Origin of the sequence: Micromonospora vinacea (genome assembly GCF_015751785.1) — a bacterium.
GTDB lineage: Bacteria > Actinomycetota > Actinomycetes > Mycobacteriales > Micromonosporaceae > Micromonospora > Micromonospora vinacea.
The window spans coordinates 543,765-558,740 of record NZ_JADOTY010000001.1; the positions used below are offsets into that span (position 1 = coordinate 543,765).

Genomic DNA, 14,976 nt, shown 5'->3' on the forward strand with positions numbered 1-14,976 from the left:
CCGGCAGTGCTTGCTGCCCGGGCGTACCCGGAAAGGGAAACGGCCGCCGTCCGCCGCTGAGCGGCGGACGGCGGCCGCACCCGACGATCAGTGGTCGTGGTTGTGCTCCGCCTCGTTGGCGGCGCGCAGGGCGTCGAGGGTGATCCCGTTGCCGGCCGAGTCCTTGATCGTGATCTTCTCCATGACGGCCGCGAGCGCCTTGCCCCGCCGCACGTCGCCGAAGACCGCGGCGGCCGCGCCGGAGCGCACCAGCTGGTCGTAGTACTGCTGCGGGGCCATCCCGGCGCGCTGCGCCCGGTGCACGATCTCGTGCCCGAACTCGTCGTCGGAGACCTGTACGTCCTCCGCGTCGGCAAGCGTGTCCAGCAGGAGCTGGACCTTGACGCCCTCGGTCGCCGCCTCGGTCAGCTCGGCGTCGATCTGCTCCTCGGTCTTGTCCTCGGCCGCGAGGTACTCCTCCATCGAGGCGCCGATCCGCTCCAGCTGGTCGACCATCGCCTGCTTGCGGCTCTGGACCTCCTCGCGGACGACACCCTCCGGGGCCGGGATGTCGGCGGCCTCGACGAGCTGGGCCAGGGCCTTGTCCCGAGCGGCGTAGATCTGCTCGACCTGCTTGCCCTGGGTGACCCGGGCCCGCAGGTCGCCGCGCAGCTCCTCGATCGTGTCGAACTCGCTCGCCATCTGGGCGAACTCGTCGTTCAGCTCCGGCAGCTCCTTCTCCTTGACCGTGCGCACGGTCACCGCCACGTCGGCGTCCCGACCGGCGAAGTCGCCGCCGACCAGCTGGGTGGTGAAGGTGGTGTCCTCGCCGGCGGCGAGGCCGACCACGGCCTCGTCCAGGCCCGGCAGGAGCTGCTTGCTGCCCACCTCGTGGGAGATGTTGCTCGCCTGGCCGCCCGGCACGTCCTCGCCGTCGACGGTGGCGTTGAGGTCGATCTGGACGTAGTCGCCCTCGGCGGCGGCGCGCTCGACGGTCTTGAGGGTCGCGAACCGCTCCCGCAGGTTCTTCACCTGCTCGTCGATCTCGCTCTCGTCGATCTGCAGCTCGTCGACGGTCACCTCGATGGTGCTCGCGTCCGGGATGGTGATCTCCGGGCGGACGTCGACCTCGGCCGTGAAGTTCAGCGAGTCACCGTCGTTGAACTCGGTGATCTCGACCTCCGGGCGCCCCAGCGTCTTCAGGTCGTGCTCACGCACCGCGGCGAGGATGTTCTCCGGGATGGCCTCCTGGACCGCCTCATTGAGGACGGTGCCCCGGCCCACCCGCTGGTCGATCACCGCGGTCGGCACCTTGCCCCGGCGGAAGCCCGGAACCTGGACCTGCGAACCGATCTCGCGGTACGCCTTCTTGAGGCTCGGCTCGAGCTCGACGAACGGCACCTCGATGGCGAGCCGCACGCGCGTCGGGCTCAGAGTCTCGACGGTGCTCTTCACAGGCGTACTCCTTGACGGATCTCAGTTGAGTCTGGGCGTGATTCAGCCCATCGAGTGTAGGCGAGCCGGCCTGACGCTCCGGCATCGCCCGGGGGCCGCACTGGGCGGCACCCGGGGCGGCCCGGCCGCGGACGACAGTCGGGGTGGCGGGATTTGAACCCACGGCCCCTCGCTCCCAAAGCGAGTGCGCTACCAAGCTGCGCCACACCCCGTGGCGACGTGCAGTCTATGCCGTCGCCACGCCTCAGTCGGTGCCGGGGCATCAGCCACCCGGACAGAACCCCCGAAAATTACCACTGCACCCCGAACCGCCTGCTTCAAGATCGGCACAACTACCCGGACGGGTTCACGATCAGCGCAACCTGGTTCAAGATCCGCGCAACTTCACGGATGTCGTGGCCTTCGCGTGCCGTGAGGCCACTACTTCACGGATGTTGCGCGGATCTTGAGGTGCCGTGCCGCCGGGTGAGGGCGTGGTGCCGCCGCGTCGGGGACGACTCGGCACCGCGGGGCGGTGGCGCGGTTACGCGTCAGGCGTCGACATTGGGTACGATGGAGCGCGTCCTGCTCCGGCGGGATGCACGCGGGCGTAGCTCAATGGTAGAGCTTCAGTCTTCCAAACTGACTACGCGAGTTCGATTCTCGTCGCCCGCTCCAACGCCCTCCGGCCCTGGTCGGAGGGCGCTTTTGCGTTCCGGGCGAGGTCACGATGGCCCAGGCCCGCGCGGCGGGCGGTCATGCCATGGGCGCGGCGGGCGACCTGCGCGGGGCGGCAGGACATGCCGCGTACGCGGCCGGCCAGGCGGGAGCCGTCGCACACGTCGCCGCGCACGAACTGGGCGCGGCAGCACACGAGCCCGGACGCCAGGCGTTCGATGTTCGCCGATACGGCCGCTGTGCAGACGATGGCGGACGAACGAGACTGTGGCCATGTCACAGGGTGGTGAGGGCGCCCCGCGCAGGCAGGTCGTCGCTGCCGCTCTGCTCATCCTCGCTGGCGTGCTCGTCCTCCTCGTCCCGGCCGGCGACGAGGGCAGAGTTCTCGTGCCCATCAGCGAGGGGCACGGGTTGTCCGCCGTGGACGGGGTCGGCGCAACGCTGTTGGCGTGCGGCGGCACCTGGCTGGAGGTGCTCGTGGTACGACGCCTGCCGTACCTCGCCCTGCCCCCACGGGCCCTGTTCGCACTCGGCCTGCTGGCCGGTCTCGGCGTGGGCCTCCTGATCGCCTCGGTCTTCTCGGGATTCTTCTGGTGGTGGGCCGTCGGCGCCACCACGCTGGGCGTCGCCGTGCTCGTCCTCGTGCCCCTCACGGCACGCCGCTGAGGGGGACCCGCGGCGCAGCACCCCGCACGGTCACGAGGCAGCCGGCTTCGACACACAGCAAGGCCCAGGTGGACCGCACGGTGGCGGCACCTGGACCCACTCGGCGAGGCCGAGTCGCCGAGTCACTTCAGGTGGAACCGCTCGTCGACCGCGAGAGCCGCCAACTGTGGCACGGAGAACGGCAGCTTCGTCAACGCCGGCCGGCTCTCGTCCAGCCGCACGCTCTGCGCCACGAAGACCACCACGCCGTCCGGGTGCCGGTACGCCGACCACTGGTCGAGCCGATCGTCGTCACTCGGTCGGACCACCACCCCCACCCGCGTCGCACCGACGGTCTCGACCTGGCACTCGCCCCGCATGCCCCAGAACTTCTGGGCCAGGTCGCACGGCTCGGCCGGCAGCGGGTTGGGGCCGTCGTGCACCTCGACGATCACGCGCCCGGTGCCCTTGCCCTTCGCCACGGCCACCGAGGACAGGTAGCTCCACACGTCGACGCCGTCCACAGTTGCCTCGAACTGCGCCTGCTGGGTCCGGAGCGTCGGGTCGGACTGGCCCGGCGGGTCCTCCGGCGCGGTGAAGCCGGCGGGTACCACCGAGACAACCTCCCTGAGTAGGTGGATGCCCTGCTCGTACCTGGACCCCGCCCGCGCGGTCCGGTCCTCCTGCGGCTGCCCGTCCGGCCCGGTCGGCCACGGCTCCTTGGTGTCCGGAGGAGCCAGTGACCCCTGACCCGCCGGTTGGTAGACATGGCCGTCCGGAGTGGCGACGGCCGCGAACCCGGTGACCGCCAGCACGACAGCCGCCGATCCGAGGGACGCCCACACCGCCCGTCGGCGGAAGTGCGTCCGTCGTGCCGCGCCGAGCGCGGCTGTCGTACTCAATGGTGGTGGCGGGGTCATGCCCGCCATCTCGCTGCGCAGCCCCTCGCGCAACTCTTCCTCGTTCATCGCTCCCCCATCTCGATCCCGCTGTAGGTAGGGGTCAGGAGGCCGCGCAACGTGTCGAGCCCGCGTGCCGCCTGGCTCTTCACCGTCCCTGGAGAACACTCCAGCAGCGCCGCGACGTCCTCGACCGACAGGTCCTCCCAGTACCGCAGAACCAGCACGGCCCGCTGACGCGGTGCCACCCGGGCCAGCGCCTGGAGCAGCACCAGTCGGCTCTCCGGCGAGTCGGGCGGGGCCACCTGCTCGGCGTCCTCGCCACCCACCCGCTCACGCCGCCACCAGCCGCGACGGCGCTCGTCGAGGAAGGTCCGGATCAGGATCTGACGCAGGTAGCTGTCGAGCACCTCGTGCCGCGAGATCCGGTTCCAGACCCGGTAGAGCTTGACGAACGCGGTCTGGACCAGGTCTTCGGCACGGTGCCAGTCGCCGCACAGCAGGTACGCGGTGCCGCGCATGGCACCGGACCGTGCCGCGAAGTACTCGGCGAACGCCTTGTCGCGATCGCTCATTCAGGCCTCCGATCCCCGTTTCGAGTTAGTCACGCGGGGTCTGGCCCAGAGGGTTGCTCCGGAACTCGCGGACCTGTCACGGGATCAACGCCGAACGGCGTCCGGCGGCTACCGACGACGACAGGCGTCACTCATGCGTCGGCGCACCGCCGTCCACCGCGAGTAGTGCGCCCTTAGCGACCACGAGCAGGACACCCGGCGTCAACACGCGCACTCCGCTGATCTGCTGTTCGACGAAGTGTCGCCAGCGGGGGCGGCCGGTGTCGTCGACGAGCAGCAGCATGCCGGGTCGCCCGGTGGCCAGCACGTGCCCGCCGGCGCCCGGGACGACCTGGTCCACCGAGTCCGGTCCGGCGGTCACCCGCCAGAGGGTCGCACCGGTGGTCAGGTCCAGCGCGACGGCACCGGCCCGGCGCTCGCGCGCCCACACCACACTGCCGACGGTGCTGATTCCCGCATCGGCCAGGTCCCGATCGTGCCGGAAGAACTCCCCTGCCGTCCCCGATCCCGGACGGACCTGCCACAGCGTTCGTGCCCCGCAGCGCGCCAGGAACCGATCCGCACCGGCCGCCACGAACGTGGGCCACTGTCCGTCGCGGCCCACCAGGGGTTCCGGCAGGCTCCAGCGGTGCACCTCGTTGCCGTCGCGAGCGTCGAGCAGCCGCACCGACGTGCCGCCCGGCTCCCCGACGAGCACCCGCTCGCCGACTGCGGCCGGCAGTACTGTCGCCACCCGCTGCCGGTCGGACCAGAGCAGGGCGCCGGTCCACCGATCGAACGCCCGTAGTCCCGTGTAACCCCGCCAGCCACCCACCAACACCCGATCACCGGTCACCACGATGTGGCCCGTCAAGCGGGGCACATCGGCGCTCCAGCGGACCTCGCCGCCGCGCACGTCGAGGCAGCGCAACTCGTCGCGATCCTGGCTGATCACCCAGCACTGCGACCCGTCGGCCACGACGGCGCGGGGCCAGGTGCCGATCGGTACGTCCCACCGGGCCACGCCGTCGGCCGGATCGAGACAGACCAGACGGGTCGAGCGCTCGTGCACCAGTACGCCGTCGGCTGTGCTCGCTGTCGCTGTCGGGTCGGCCCGCTGGTGCAGCCCACGACGCCAAAGGATTTTGAAGATCAGCCAGCTTAACCCGCGTCGACTACGCCGGTAAGGCGCGGACGGCGCATCCCCACCTTGACAGGTGTCGATCTGTGCACTGGTGTAAGGACCAAGCACATCGACGTCCGTCACAGGAGGGCACATGATCGTCCGACGACGGTGGACAGCTGCCGCCACCACAGTGATCCTGTTCAGCGCAGTGTTGTCCCATCCCGCTTCCGGCACGGCGGCACCCGCCGCCCCGGCCGCCCCGATCACCCTGAGCGCCACCGAGACCGCACTGGTCCGAGTCCAACTCCGCGATCAGGCCCAACTGGACCGGCTCGTCGCCACCGGCGCGGACCTGGCCAACCGGCCCCGCGCCCGGGACGGCCGGATCCTCGCCGACCTGGTGCTCAGCGGCACGCAGCTCGCCGAGTTGACAGCGCAGGGCGCGACGGCCGTGCAGATCGTGCAGCGCGCCGGGGACGGCAACCGGCACTACGCCGACAGCGTCCGGGCGGCTCAGGCCCGTACCGCTGCCGGACTGCGTACGCCGGCCGCTGGCCAGCGGTCCACCGCCGCCGCCGTGGACACCCTCCAGGTGCAGCAGGCGTACTGGTGGACCACGTCCGGACAGACCTTCCTGCAGGCCCAGGTGGCCACCACCGCCACCGACGACCCGGACGTGGAGATCACCGTCAGTTGGCGGACGGCGGACGGCGCCACCGGCTCGTTCCCGCTGTACCGGTTCGAGGACTCCGGCGAGTACCAGTACCACTACGCACTCCCCCAGCCGGTGCCGAGCCGACCCGTTCAGCTGAGCGCCATCTCCAGCCTCGGTGGGGTCAGCCGGGTGATCACCCCGACGCTCTGGCCCAACGCCACGCCGCCGCCGCTGCCGGCCGGATACCAGAAGGACTTCATCGACGCGTACCTGACGCCGATCGACATCCAGGCGCGGATCAAGCGGCTGGCCCGCCAGTACCGGGACCTGGTGGACGTGATCGACCTGCCGAACAAGACCCAGGGATACCGGCGCAACGCCGTCGCGTACCTGGGGGACCCGGCCGTGGCGGCAGTGGTGGTCGAGTCGGTCCGCTTCGGCGACCAGGGCATGAACGGCGTACAGGTGCGCACTGTCGACCCGGGCCGGGCGAACCGGCCGCTGACCGTCGGCTACCGCGATCGCGTCCTCACTGTGTCGCTGGCCACCGACACCGCCGGTAAGACGGTGAGCACCACCGACGAGGTCGCGGCAGCGATCAACGCCCGCCAGTCGAACCGGTTCCGGGCCACCGTCGAGGACGGCTCGGCCGGGCTGCCCATGCCGGTCGCCGGCCCGGCCCGGCTCGACGACGGGCTCCAGGGCACCGAGGTGCCGGCACGGCCGTGGACGGTGCAGGCGCTGCGCCTCGGCGTGCACCGGGACGGCTCCCGGGTCGGCGTGCTCGCGTACTCCCAGGAGCACGCCCGGGAGTGGGCCACGCCGCTGGTGACCCTGGAGTTCGCCGAGCGGATGCTGGCGAACTCCCGGACCGACCCGGCGACCCGTGAGCTGCTGGAACAGGTCGACATCTTCGTCATCCCGACGGTCAACCCGGATGGCGCGAACTACTCGTTCAACGACTTCGCCATGCAGCGCAAGAACCTGGTCAACCACTGCACCGGGGCGGCCCGCGACCCGAGGTACCGCACCTCGTGGGGCGTCGACCTCAACCGCAACTACACCGTCGGGTCGTACTTCGACGGGTACGTGGGCGCCAGCGCCAACTGCCTGTCCGGCACCTACGCCGGCACCGCCGAGCTGTCCGAGGCGGAGAGCGGCAACGTGATCGCGCTCGCCGAGGACCACCCGAACATCAGGTTCGCGATGAACGTGCACTCCTACGGCGGGTACTTCATGTGGCCGCCGGGGGCGTACCGGGCCGACGGCAGGGTCACCCTGCCGCGACCGTCGATCGACGAGTCGACGCTGTTCCTCAACAGCGCCCGGCGGATCGTCGGCGCCATCGCGCAGGAACGCGGCACCGTCACCTGGCCGTCCCAGACCGGTCCGGTCGCCGACGTGCTCTACTCCGCCGCCGGCAACTCCGCCGACCAGCTCTACTACGAGCTGGGCATCTTCGCCTGGGACTTCGAGGTCGGCAACGACCGGTGGAACCCGGCGACCAACCAGTGGGAGGGCGTCGGCTTCCAGCCGCCGTTCGACGAGGCGCACGGCGAATCCCAGGAGTACGCCGGCGGGCTGGTGGAGATGGTCCGGGTGGCCCGCGACTACGCCGCCGCCGAATTCGCCGGCTGAACCCTCGGCGGTGCCGCGTCCACTCGTCGGGGCGCGGCACCGCTGGCCGGATATCACCTACGACGGGGCGGTCGCCCCGGACGGCGGCGAGCCCGGCGTCGAGGACCCGGCCGCCCGGGTCGCGTCGCCCCGAGCCGACGCCGAGGGCCACGGCGGCACCCACTGACCGTCGCACCGTAGAGCCCACGAAGGAGGTAGCGGTCGGAGCGGCCGGCCACGGATGAACCGCGGCCGGCCGGGTAAGCAGCGGCCTGCCTGGTGGGGAGACGACCGGGTGCACGGGTGGGCGGTCATGGACCGGCCCGCCCGTGCACGCACGGGTCAGTTCGAAGAAATCCAGTTCCAGGCTGAGACGACCCACTCGGTCTGCTGGAGCCATGCCACCCCGAGGCCGGCGAGGAACACCGCCGTCGCCAGGTGGGCACCACGGGCGCTGCGCCGCACCCGTCCGAGCTGCCGCTCCCACACCACCCGGCCGACCAGCCGGGACAGGGCGAATAGGCCCACCGCCACCAGCAGGCTGAGCACCAGCACCAGCAGGGGGCCGCTCAGGTCACCCTGGCCGGACAGCGCCCAGATCCCCCAGCACACGAACGCGAAGAGGCCGGCCGCCGCGCTCCACTCGCCGCCGCGCCGCAGTTGCGCCACCCGGGAGCTCAGCGAACGGCGGGGCGCCGGCTCGCCCGGCCAACCGGTGCCGGTCGGCTCCTGCTCGACCACCGGGAAAGGCTCCGTCCGCGGGGTGCGCGGCTGACCCACCGGAGCGACCCCTCGGCGGAACCCGTCGCGCTGCGGCGGCACCCCGACGCCGGCCTGCGGTGGCACCTCCACGGTCCGCTCCGCCCACGGCTGCGTCTGGTCTGCCATCTCGTCCTCCCCCTGACCGACGGCAACAGCACCGCCTGATTCGAGGGTAGCCAGCCGGCAAATCGGTCGCCGACCCCGGCCGGGACGCGAGATCGCGCGACAGTGCCGGATCAGACCCGGCCAGGGTACGGTCGGCTGATGGGTGACCCCGACCGACGACGGCGACGGCTGCGCCACCACGCCGACACCGAGACGGCCAGACCGGGCGCCGACGGCTCGACGGCCAGCACCGCGGGCGTGCATGACGGTGACGAACCGCCGCCGCCGCGGCGCAGGAGCACCGGGGGCGACGAGCGCGACGGCGAGCGAGGGCTGCGCGGGTTGGTCGGTTCCGGCTCGTCCCAGGTGGGGCTGAGCGCCGCGCTGCGGGCCCGGGACGCGGCCCGCCCCACCGACGACGACCTGGCCGAGGCGGAAGCCCGGGTGGTCGTCGTCCGGCGGAACTGGGTGCCCCGCGAGGAGTTGCCCCGCTCGCCGCGCTGAGCGCCGCACGGGTCAGGGGAGGTCGGGCAGCTTCCGGGTCCGCTCGTACTCGGCCACCTGGGCGATCCGCCGAGCGTGCCGCTCGTTGCCGGAGAACGGCGTGTTCAGGAACGCCTCGACGATCCCGGTCGCCTCGTCCAGCGTGTGCTGACGGGCACCGATGGCGACCACGTTCGCGTCGTTGTGCTGGCGGGCCAACTGAGCGGTCTCGACGCTCCAGGCCAGCGCGGCGCGGATGCCGGCGACCTTGTTCGCGGCGATCTGCTCACCGTTGCCGGAACCACCGATGACCACTCCGAGGCCCGTCTCGTCGGCCACCACCTGGTCGCCGGTGTGCAGGCAGAACGTGGGGTAGTCGTCGTCCGGGTCGTAGCCGTGCGGGCCGACGTCGACCACGTCGTACCCCTGCATGGCCAGGTGGTTGGCCAGGTGCACCTTCAACTCGAAACCGGCGTGATCGGATCCCAGATAGACGCGCATACCGGGCAGTCTGTCAGGCCGCGCTCGGGGACGTCACAGGGGCGGCGTCCCCGAGCCGAGTTCGTCACACGGTCGTGGGGGTGGTGCTCAGCGCGGCAGCTCGGCGACGACCAGACCGCCGCGCGCCTTCGGGGTGAACCAGGTGCTCTTGCGGGGCATCTTCTCCCTGGCCAGGTTGACCGCGACGAAGTCTGCCACGGTCACCGGCGCGATCAGAATGGCCAACTCGGCCCGCCCGGCGTCGACCTCACCGGTGAGCCAGCTCGCCGGGTAGTCGCCGCCGACGTAGGTGATCCGCTTGTCGCCCGGGTCCAGACCGAGAGCGTCGCGCAGCACCAGCCGCTCGACCAGGGCGTGGTCCAGGTTCTCCAGGCGGGCGGAGGCGGTGGCGGGCAGGCGCACCGCGTACCCCTTGCCGTCGAGGCGGAGGTGCACGGTGCCGCCGGCCGCCGGGACCTCGACCGGGCCGTCGATCGGCTCGACCTCGGCGCCTGCGGCCCGCAGCCGGTCGAGCAGCTCGGCCGGGGTCGTGGTCAGCTCGCTGACCAGCCGGTTGTACGGCTGGATGGCCACCGACGCAGGGGTGGTGACCACGGCCAGGAAGCGCGGCAGCCCGCCGGTCTGGGCGGCCAGGCTGCGGTGGTTGCCGTCCGCGACGACCAGGTCCCCGCCACCGGCGAGAGCGGTCAGCGTGGCCTGCTCCGGGCCGGGGCCGAGCAGCCAGATGGCGTGGGTGCGCCCCGCCTGGTCGGTGTCTGTCGCGGCGGGCGCGCCGGCCGTGTCGGTCGCCGCGGCGAGCGCGGCGTGCAGTTCGTCGCCACGCCCGGTCTGGAGCAGGAGGACGGGTGAGAGCAGGTGACTCAGCGCGTCGGCCAGCGCCACCCGCTCGCGCACCTTGGCGATGAAGACGTCCTCGTTGCGGATGACCAGGCCGGGCTCGTCCGCCCGGGTGGAGATCTGGTCGGTGTCCACCATCGCGAACAGCCCGTACGCCGGCTCCTCACCGGGTGCGCTGATCCGGTAGAGGACCACCACCTCCTCGGCGGGGGTGTAACTGCCGTCGGCCTTGGCCTCGGCGAGGCGGGCCACCGCGTCCGGCAGCGCGTCGAGGAACGACTTGCCCAGGCTCTGCGGGGCGCGGTGCGGCATCTCGATGCCGAGAGCGCTGTGCGGGTTCGACTCGATGATCGCGGTGATCTCCGCGTCGTCGGCGAACTCGTCGTAGTTTTGCGCGCCGGTGCCGCCAGTGGTGACCCAGGCCCGGGTGATCGGATGCACGACCGTCATGCCCACTGACGCTACCGGCGACGGTGTCGCCGCCGACGGGGACCCGCGGGGCGTCCACCAGATGAAAGCCCCGGGTGGTCAGCCGGCACGGTCGGAGGCGCCCCGGCGGTGCTTACCCGCGCTCACCGGCCCGCCGTTGCCGCGTCGACCGGTCCCGATCGGCCCGGTGTTCAGGGCGCGGCGGGGCGACGCTGGTGGCCCCGGCACGGGACGGTCCGGGGGCGGCGTCGGGACGGGCCGTGGGCTCAGCGGCGGCGTCGGCACCGGGCGCGGAGGAGCCGGCGCCGGCGGTGGGGGCGCCGGTTCGGCCGGTGCCGCCCCCGACGGCACCAGCGCCGGCGCATCGGCCGGCACGGCGTCGACGGGCGACGGCAGCGGGTCGATCGACGTGGGCGGGGTGAGCCGGGAGGTCACCGGGACCCGCGCCACGCCCACCACGATGGGCGGCGCGAGCAGATCCACCAGGTGGGCGGGCAGGTCCGGGCGGACCGTAGGCCAACGAGAGTCGTCAACGGACCAGTAGTCCGCGCCGGGACTCTCGATCACCCCCTGCCGGGTCAACTGATCGTCACCGGACGCACGGTGCTTGGCCATCGGGATTTGCCTCCACGAACTGCGGCGTGCGGCCCTGCGGGTCGCTGCGGCGGACACCGAGGGAAACGACGCCCCCCGCCTCCCGGTGACGCCACGACCGTCCGCCGACCTCGGCACCCGACCGGAAACGCCCCCGTCCGTGCAGCTGACGCGGCACGGACGGGGGCGCGGTGGTCATCGCTCAGTCGAAGATCGGGCCCTGCTCGCGGGTGCGCTTGAGCTCGTAGAAGCCCGGGGTACCGGCGACCAGCAGCACGCCGTCCCAGAGTCGACCGGCGGCCTCCCCCTTCGGCGCCGGAGTGATCACCGGGCCGAAGAACGCGACAGGGGGGCCGTCCGGGCCGGGCGCGTGCACGACCGGCGTGCCCACGTCCTGCCCGACCGGGCGCATGCCCGCCTCGTGGCTGGCGCGCAGCGCCTCGTCGTAGTCGGTGCTGTCGGCCGCCGCGGCCAGCGCCGGGTCGAGGCCGGCCTCGGTGAGCGCGGCGACGTACAGCTCCGGGCCCCGTTCCTGCTTCTGTAGGTGGATCCGGGTGCCGAGCGCGGTGTAGAGCGGGCGCAGCACCTCGTTGCCGTGCAGTTGCTCGGCGGCGATGCAGACCCGCACCGGACCCCAGGCGGTCTTCAGGAACTCCTTGTACTCCTCGGGCAGCTCGTCCCGGCCGTCGTTGAGCACGGCAAGGCTCATCACGTGGAAGCGGATGTCCACGTCCCGGACCTGCTCGACCTCGAGCAGCCAGCGGGAGGTGATCCAGGCCCACGGGCAGGCCGGATCGAACCACATGTCGGCGGTGACACGCTCGGTCACGGTGAGATCCTTTCGCGACGGGTGGCGCCGGCGGCGGTCGGCGTCTCAGGAGAATCTTCACCCCGCGGCGCATCGGCCGGCACCCGAATGAGAGCGTGACCTCGGCCACCGCGGGCTGCCCGTACATGGAAGACTCGAATCGGGCCGGCCGTCACGAGCGGTAGGCGAACGGGCGCCGCCGGGCGTACGGCGACATGTGGGATGGAGACGAACAGTGCCGGGAGTGCGCAACCTGACGCAGGTCGAGGCGACCGAGCGGGCACGCCTGCTCAACGTGACGGGGTACGACATCAGTCTGGACCTGTCCACCGCCGTACTGGCGGCCGACGGCCGCACGTTCAGGTCGACGACCGAGGTCCGGTTCCGCTGCTCCGAACCGGGCGCGAGCACCTTCATCGAGTTGGCCGCCGAGTCGGTGCGGTCCGCGACGCTGAACGGCACGCCCGTCGACCTCTCCGACTGGTCCGCCGAGAAGGGCCTGACCCTGTCCGGGTTGGACAGCGACAACGTCCTCGTGGTCGAGGCCGACTTCGGTTACTCCAACAGCGGCCAGGGTCTGCACCGGACGGTCGATCCGGTGGACGGCGAGACGTACCTCTACAGCCAGTTCGAGACGGCCGACGCGCAGCGGGTGTTCGCCTGCTTCGACCAGCCCGACCTGAAGAGCGTCTACACCTGGCACGTCACAGTGCCGGCGCACTGGCGGGCGGTGTCCAACATGCCGGTGCAGCGCGAGGAGCCGGCGGGTGAGGCGCTCAAGACGCTGCACTTCACCGAGTCGCCCCGGATGAGCACCTACATCACGGCGATGTGCGCCGGGCCGTACCACGAGGTGCGCGACGCTCACGACGGCATCGACCTGGGGGTTTTCTGCCGGGCGTCGATGGCGCAGTACCTGGACTCCGACGACCTGTTCCTGATCACCAAGCAGGGCTTCGACTTCTTCCACGAGAAGTTCGGCGTGCGCTACCCGCTGCCGAAGTACGACCAGCTCTGGGTGCCCGACTTCAACGCCGGCGCGATGGAGAACTTCGGCTGCGTGACGCACGCCGAGTCGCACTACCTGTTCCGCTCGCAGGTCACCGACTTCGAGTACGAGCAGCGGGCCAACACGATCCTGCACGAGCTGGCCCACATGTGGTTCGGTGACCTGGTCACCATGCGCTGGTGGAACGACCTGTGGCTGAACGAGTCGTTCGCCGAGTGGGCCAGCCACTGGTGCAACACCAACGCGACCCGGTTCACCGAAGCGTGGACGACCTTCCTGTCCATCCGGAAGAACTGGGGCTACCGGCAGGACCAGCTCTCCTCCACCCACCCGGTCTACACCGAGATGCCGGACATGGAGGCCGTCGAGGTCAACTTCGACGGCATCACCTACGCCAAGGGCGCGAGCGTACTCAAGCAGCTCGTCGCGTACGTGGGTGAGGAGCCGTTCGTGGCTGGGCTGCGGGCCTACTTCGGCAAGCACGCCTGGGGCAACGCCACCTTCGACGACCTGCTCACCGAGCTGGAGGCGGCCTCCGGGCGGGAGCTGCGCAAGTTCGCCGCGCAGTGGTTGGAGACCGCGCAGGTCAACACGCTGCGTCCGGAGGTGACCATCGGACCGGACGGCACGTACGAGCAGGTGCTGGTACGGCAGGAGGCGCCGGCGGCGTACCCGACGCTGCGCACGCACCGGATCGGCGTGGGCCTGTACGACCTGACCGACGGGCGGCTGGTCCGCCGGGAGCGGTACGAGGTGGACGTGACCGGCGAGCACACCGATCTCGCCCCGCTGCGTGGCGTCCGGGCGGCCGACGTGCTGCTGCTCAACGACGACGACCTCAGCTACACCAAGCTCCGCCTCGACGAGCGCTCGATGGCGACAGTGGTGCAGCACATCGGTGGCTTCGACTCGTCGCTGGCCCGCGCGCTCTGCTGGACCGCCGCATGGGACATGATCCGCGACGCCGAACTGTCCGCCCGCGACTACGTGGCGCTGACGCTGAGCGGGCTGCCCGCGGAGACCGACATCAACCTGGTCACCGCCACCCTGCGGCAGGCGACCACCGCGCTCACCCTGTACGCCGACCCGGCCTGGGCGCCGACCGGCTGGGCCGACCTGGCCCGTACCGCCCGCGACGCACTCGCCGCCGCCGAGCCCGGCAGCGGGTTCCAGCTGGCCTGGGCCCGTGCGTTCACCTCGGCGGTCCGCTCCGAGGAAGACCTGGCGACGCTGCGCGGTTGGCTGGACGGCACCGGCGTGCCGGCCGGGCTGACCGTCGACACCGAGCTGCGCTGGTCGGTCCTCGCCGCGCTGGTGGCCAACGGTGCCGCCGGGGCCGACGAGGTCGAGGCGGAGCTGAGCGGTGACCGCACGGCCAGCGGCGAGCGGGAGGCCGCGTACGCGCACGCGTTGATGCCGACGGCCGAGAACAAGGCCGCCGTGTGGGCACTGCTCACCGGCCCGGACGCGCTGCCCAACTGGCGGCACCGGGCGCTGTTGCAGGGCTTCGCCCACCCGGCACAGGTGGAGCTGGTCGCCCCGTACCGGGAGCGGTACTTCGCGGCGGTCGGGCAGGTGTGGGCCACCCGGGACAGCGAGCCGGCGCAGGAGTTCGCCCAGCTGGCGTACCCGACGTACCTGGTGGAGGACGACACGGTGGCGGCCACCGACGCGTGGCTGGCCGGTGACGGGCACCCCGCCCCGCTGCGTCGGCTGGTGGCCGAGGGCCGCGACGGTGTGGTGCGGGCGCTGAAGGCCCGGGCGAAGGACGCCCAGAGCGCCTGAGCAGGGAGTACGCGGCCCGTGCCGGCGTGGGTGCGAACCGACGCCGGCACGGGCCGTTATGGTTGCGAAAGGAGGT

Annotated in this window: 14 protein-coding genes, 2 tRNA genes and 1 pseudogene; 7 read left to right on the forward strand and 10 right to left on the reverse strand. The window is 71.8% G+C overall.

From position 1 onward, the window contains the following. Positions 1–87: 87 nt before the first annotated feature. Positions 88–1,434, reverse strand: a complete 1,347-nt coding sequence (gene tig / locus IW249_RS02610) for a trigger factor (protein ID WP_196919332.1) — start codon at positions 1,432–1,434, stop codon at positions 88–90. A gap of 138 nt (positions 1,435–1,572) precedes the next feature. Beyond that, positions 1,573–1,646: transfer RNA gene (locus IW249_RS02615), tRNA-Pro, on the reverse strand. A gap of 371 nt (positions 1,647–2,017) precedes the next feature. Here IW249_RS02615 and IW249_RS02620 point away from each other — a divergent pair. From IW249_RS02620 to IW249_RS02625, 3 genes and pseudogenes are all read left to right on the forward strand, one after another. Beyond that, positions 2,018–2,091: transfer RNA gene (locus IW249_RS02620), tRNA-Gly, on the forward strand. Positions 2,092–2,104: 13 nt separating this feature from the next. Continuing rightward, positions 2,105–2,287: pseudogene (locus tag IW249_RS35150) on the forward strand (putative immunity protein); the annotation flags it as partial. A gap of 77 nt (positions 2,288–2,364) precedes the next feature. Further along, complete coding sequence (locus IW249_RS02625; protein WP_196919333.1) at positions 2,365–2,757, forward strand: hypothetical protein; 393 nt, start codon at positions 2,365–2,367, stop codon at positions 2,755–2,757. Between the two features lie 122 nt (positions 2,758–2,879). Here IW249_RS02625 and IW249_RS02630 read toward each other — a convergent pair whose 3' ends face one another. From IW249_RS02630 to IW249_RS02640, 3 genes are all read right to left on the reverse strand, one after another. Beyond that, positions 2,880–3,704, reverse strand: coding sequence for a hypothetical protein (locus tag IW249_RS02630; protein WP_196919334.1), 825 nt, complete (start codon positions 3,702–3,704; stop codon positions 2,880–2,882). Beyond that, positions 3,701–4,210: a SigE family RNA polymerase sigma factor gene (locus IW249_RS02635; RefSeq protein ID WP_196919335.1), complete on the reverse strand. Its 510-nt coding sequence runs from the start codon at positions 4,208–4,210 to the stop codon at positions 3,701–3,703. Before IW249_RS02635 ends, IW249_RS02630 begins: the two co-directional genes overlap by 4 nt. A gap of 127 nt (positions 4,211–4,337) precedes the next feature. Then, positions 4,338–5,261 carry an outer membrane protein assembly factor BamB family protein gene (locus tag IW249_RS02640; protein WP_196919336.1) on the reverse strand — a complete coding sequence of 308 codons (924 nt, stop codon included), beginning with the start codon at positions 5,259–5,261 and terminating at the stop codon, positions 4,338–4,340. 205 nt (positions 5,262–5,466) lie between these two features. Between IW249_RS02640 and IW249_RS02645 the strand changes: the two genes are divergently transcribed. Beyond that, complete coding sequence (locus tag IW249_RS02645) at positions 5,467–7,608, forward strand: M14 family zinc carboxypeptidase (RefSeq protein WP_196919337.1); 2,142 nt, start codon at positions 5,467–5,469, stop codon at positions 7,606–7,608. Positions 7,609–7,618: 10 nt separating this feature from the next. Continuing rightward, positions 7,619–7,774, forward strand: a complete 156-nt coding sequence (locus IW249_RS02650) for a hypothetical protein (RefSeq protein ID WP_196919338.1) — start codon at positions 7,619–7,621, stop codon at positions 7,772–7,774. A gap of 155 nt (positions 7,775–7,929) precedes the next feature. Here the strand turns inward: IW249_RS02650 and IW249_RS02655 are convergent, their stop codons facing one another. Further along, on the reverse strand, positions 7,930–8,475 hold the full coding sequence (locus IW249_RS02655; protein WP_196919339.1) for a hypothetical protein: 546 nt from the start codon (positions 8,473–8,475) through the stop codon (positions 7,930–7,932). Between the two features lie 138 nt (positions 8,476–8,613). Between IW249_RS02655 and IW249_RS02660 the strand changes: the two genes are divergently transcribed. Continuing rightward, positions 8,614–8,958: a hypothetical protein gene (locus tag IW249_RS02660; RefSeq protein WP_196919340.1), complete on the forward strand. Its 345-nt coding sequence runs from the start codon at positions 8,614–8,616 to the stop codon at positions 8,956–8,958. A gap of 12 nt (positions 8,959–8,970) precedes the next feature. On the opposite strand, the gene IW249_RS02665 is transcribed toward IW249_RS02660, so the two are convergent. The 4 genes from IW249_RS02665 to IW249_RS02680 form a co-directional block, all read right to left on the reverse strand. Further along, positions 8,971–9,438: a ribose-5-phosphate isomerase gene (locus IW249_RS02665; RefSeq protein ID WP_196919341.1), complete on the reverse strand. Its 468-nt coding sequence runs from the start codon at positions 9,436–9,438 to the stop codon at positions 8,971–8,973. 87 nt (positions 9,439–9,525) lie between these two features. Next, positions 9,526–10,725, reverse strand: coding sequence for a DUF1015 family protein (locus tag IW249_RS02670; RefSeq protein WP_196919342.1), 1,200 nt, complete (start codon positions 10,723–10,725; stop codon positions 9,526–9,528). 78 nt (positions 10,726–10,803) lie between these two features. After that, on the reverse strand, positions 10,804–11,319 hold the full coding sequence (locus IW249_RS02675) for a hypothetical protein (RefSeq protein ID WP_196919343.1): 516 nt from the start codon (positions 11,317–11,319) through the stop codon (positions 10,804–10,806). Positions 11,320–11,500: 181 nt separating this feature from the next. After that, positions 11,501–12,127: a mycothiol-dependent nitroreductase Rv2466c family protein gene (locus IW249_RS02680; RefSeq protein ID WP_196919344.1), complete on the reverse strand. Its 627-nt coding sequence runs from the start codon at positions 12,125–12,127 to the stop codon at positions 11,501–11,503. A gap of 223 nt (positions 12,128–12,350) precedes the next feature. Between IW249_RS02680 and pepN the strand changes: the two genes are divergently transcribed. Then, positions 12,351–14,900, forward strand: coding sequence for an aminopeptidase N (gene pepN / locus IW249_RS02685; protein ID WP_196919345.1), 2,550 nt, complete (start codon positions 12,351–12,353; stop codon positions 14,898–14,900). The last annotated feature ends 76 nt before the right edge of the window (positions 14,901–14,976 follow it).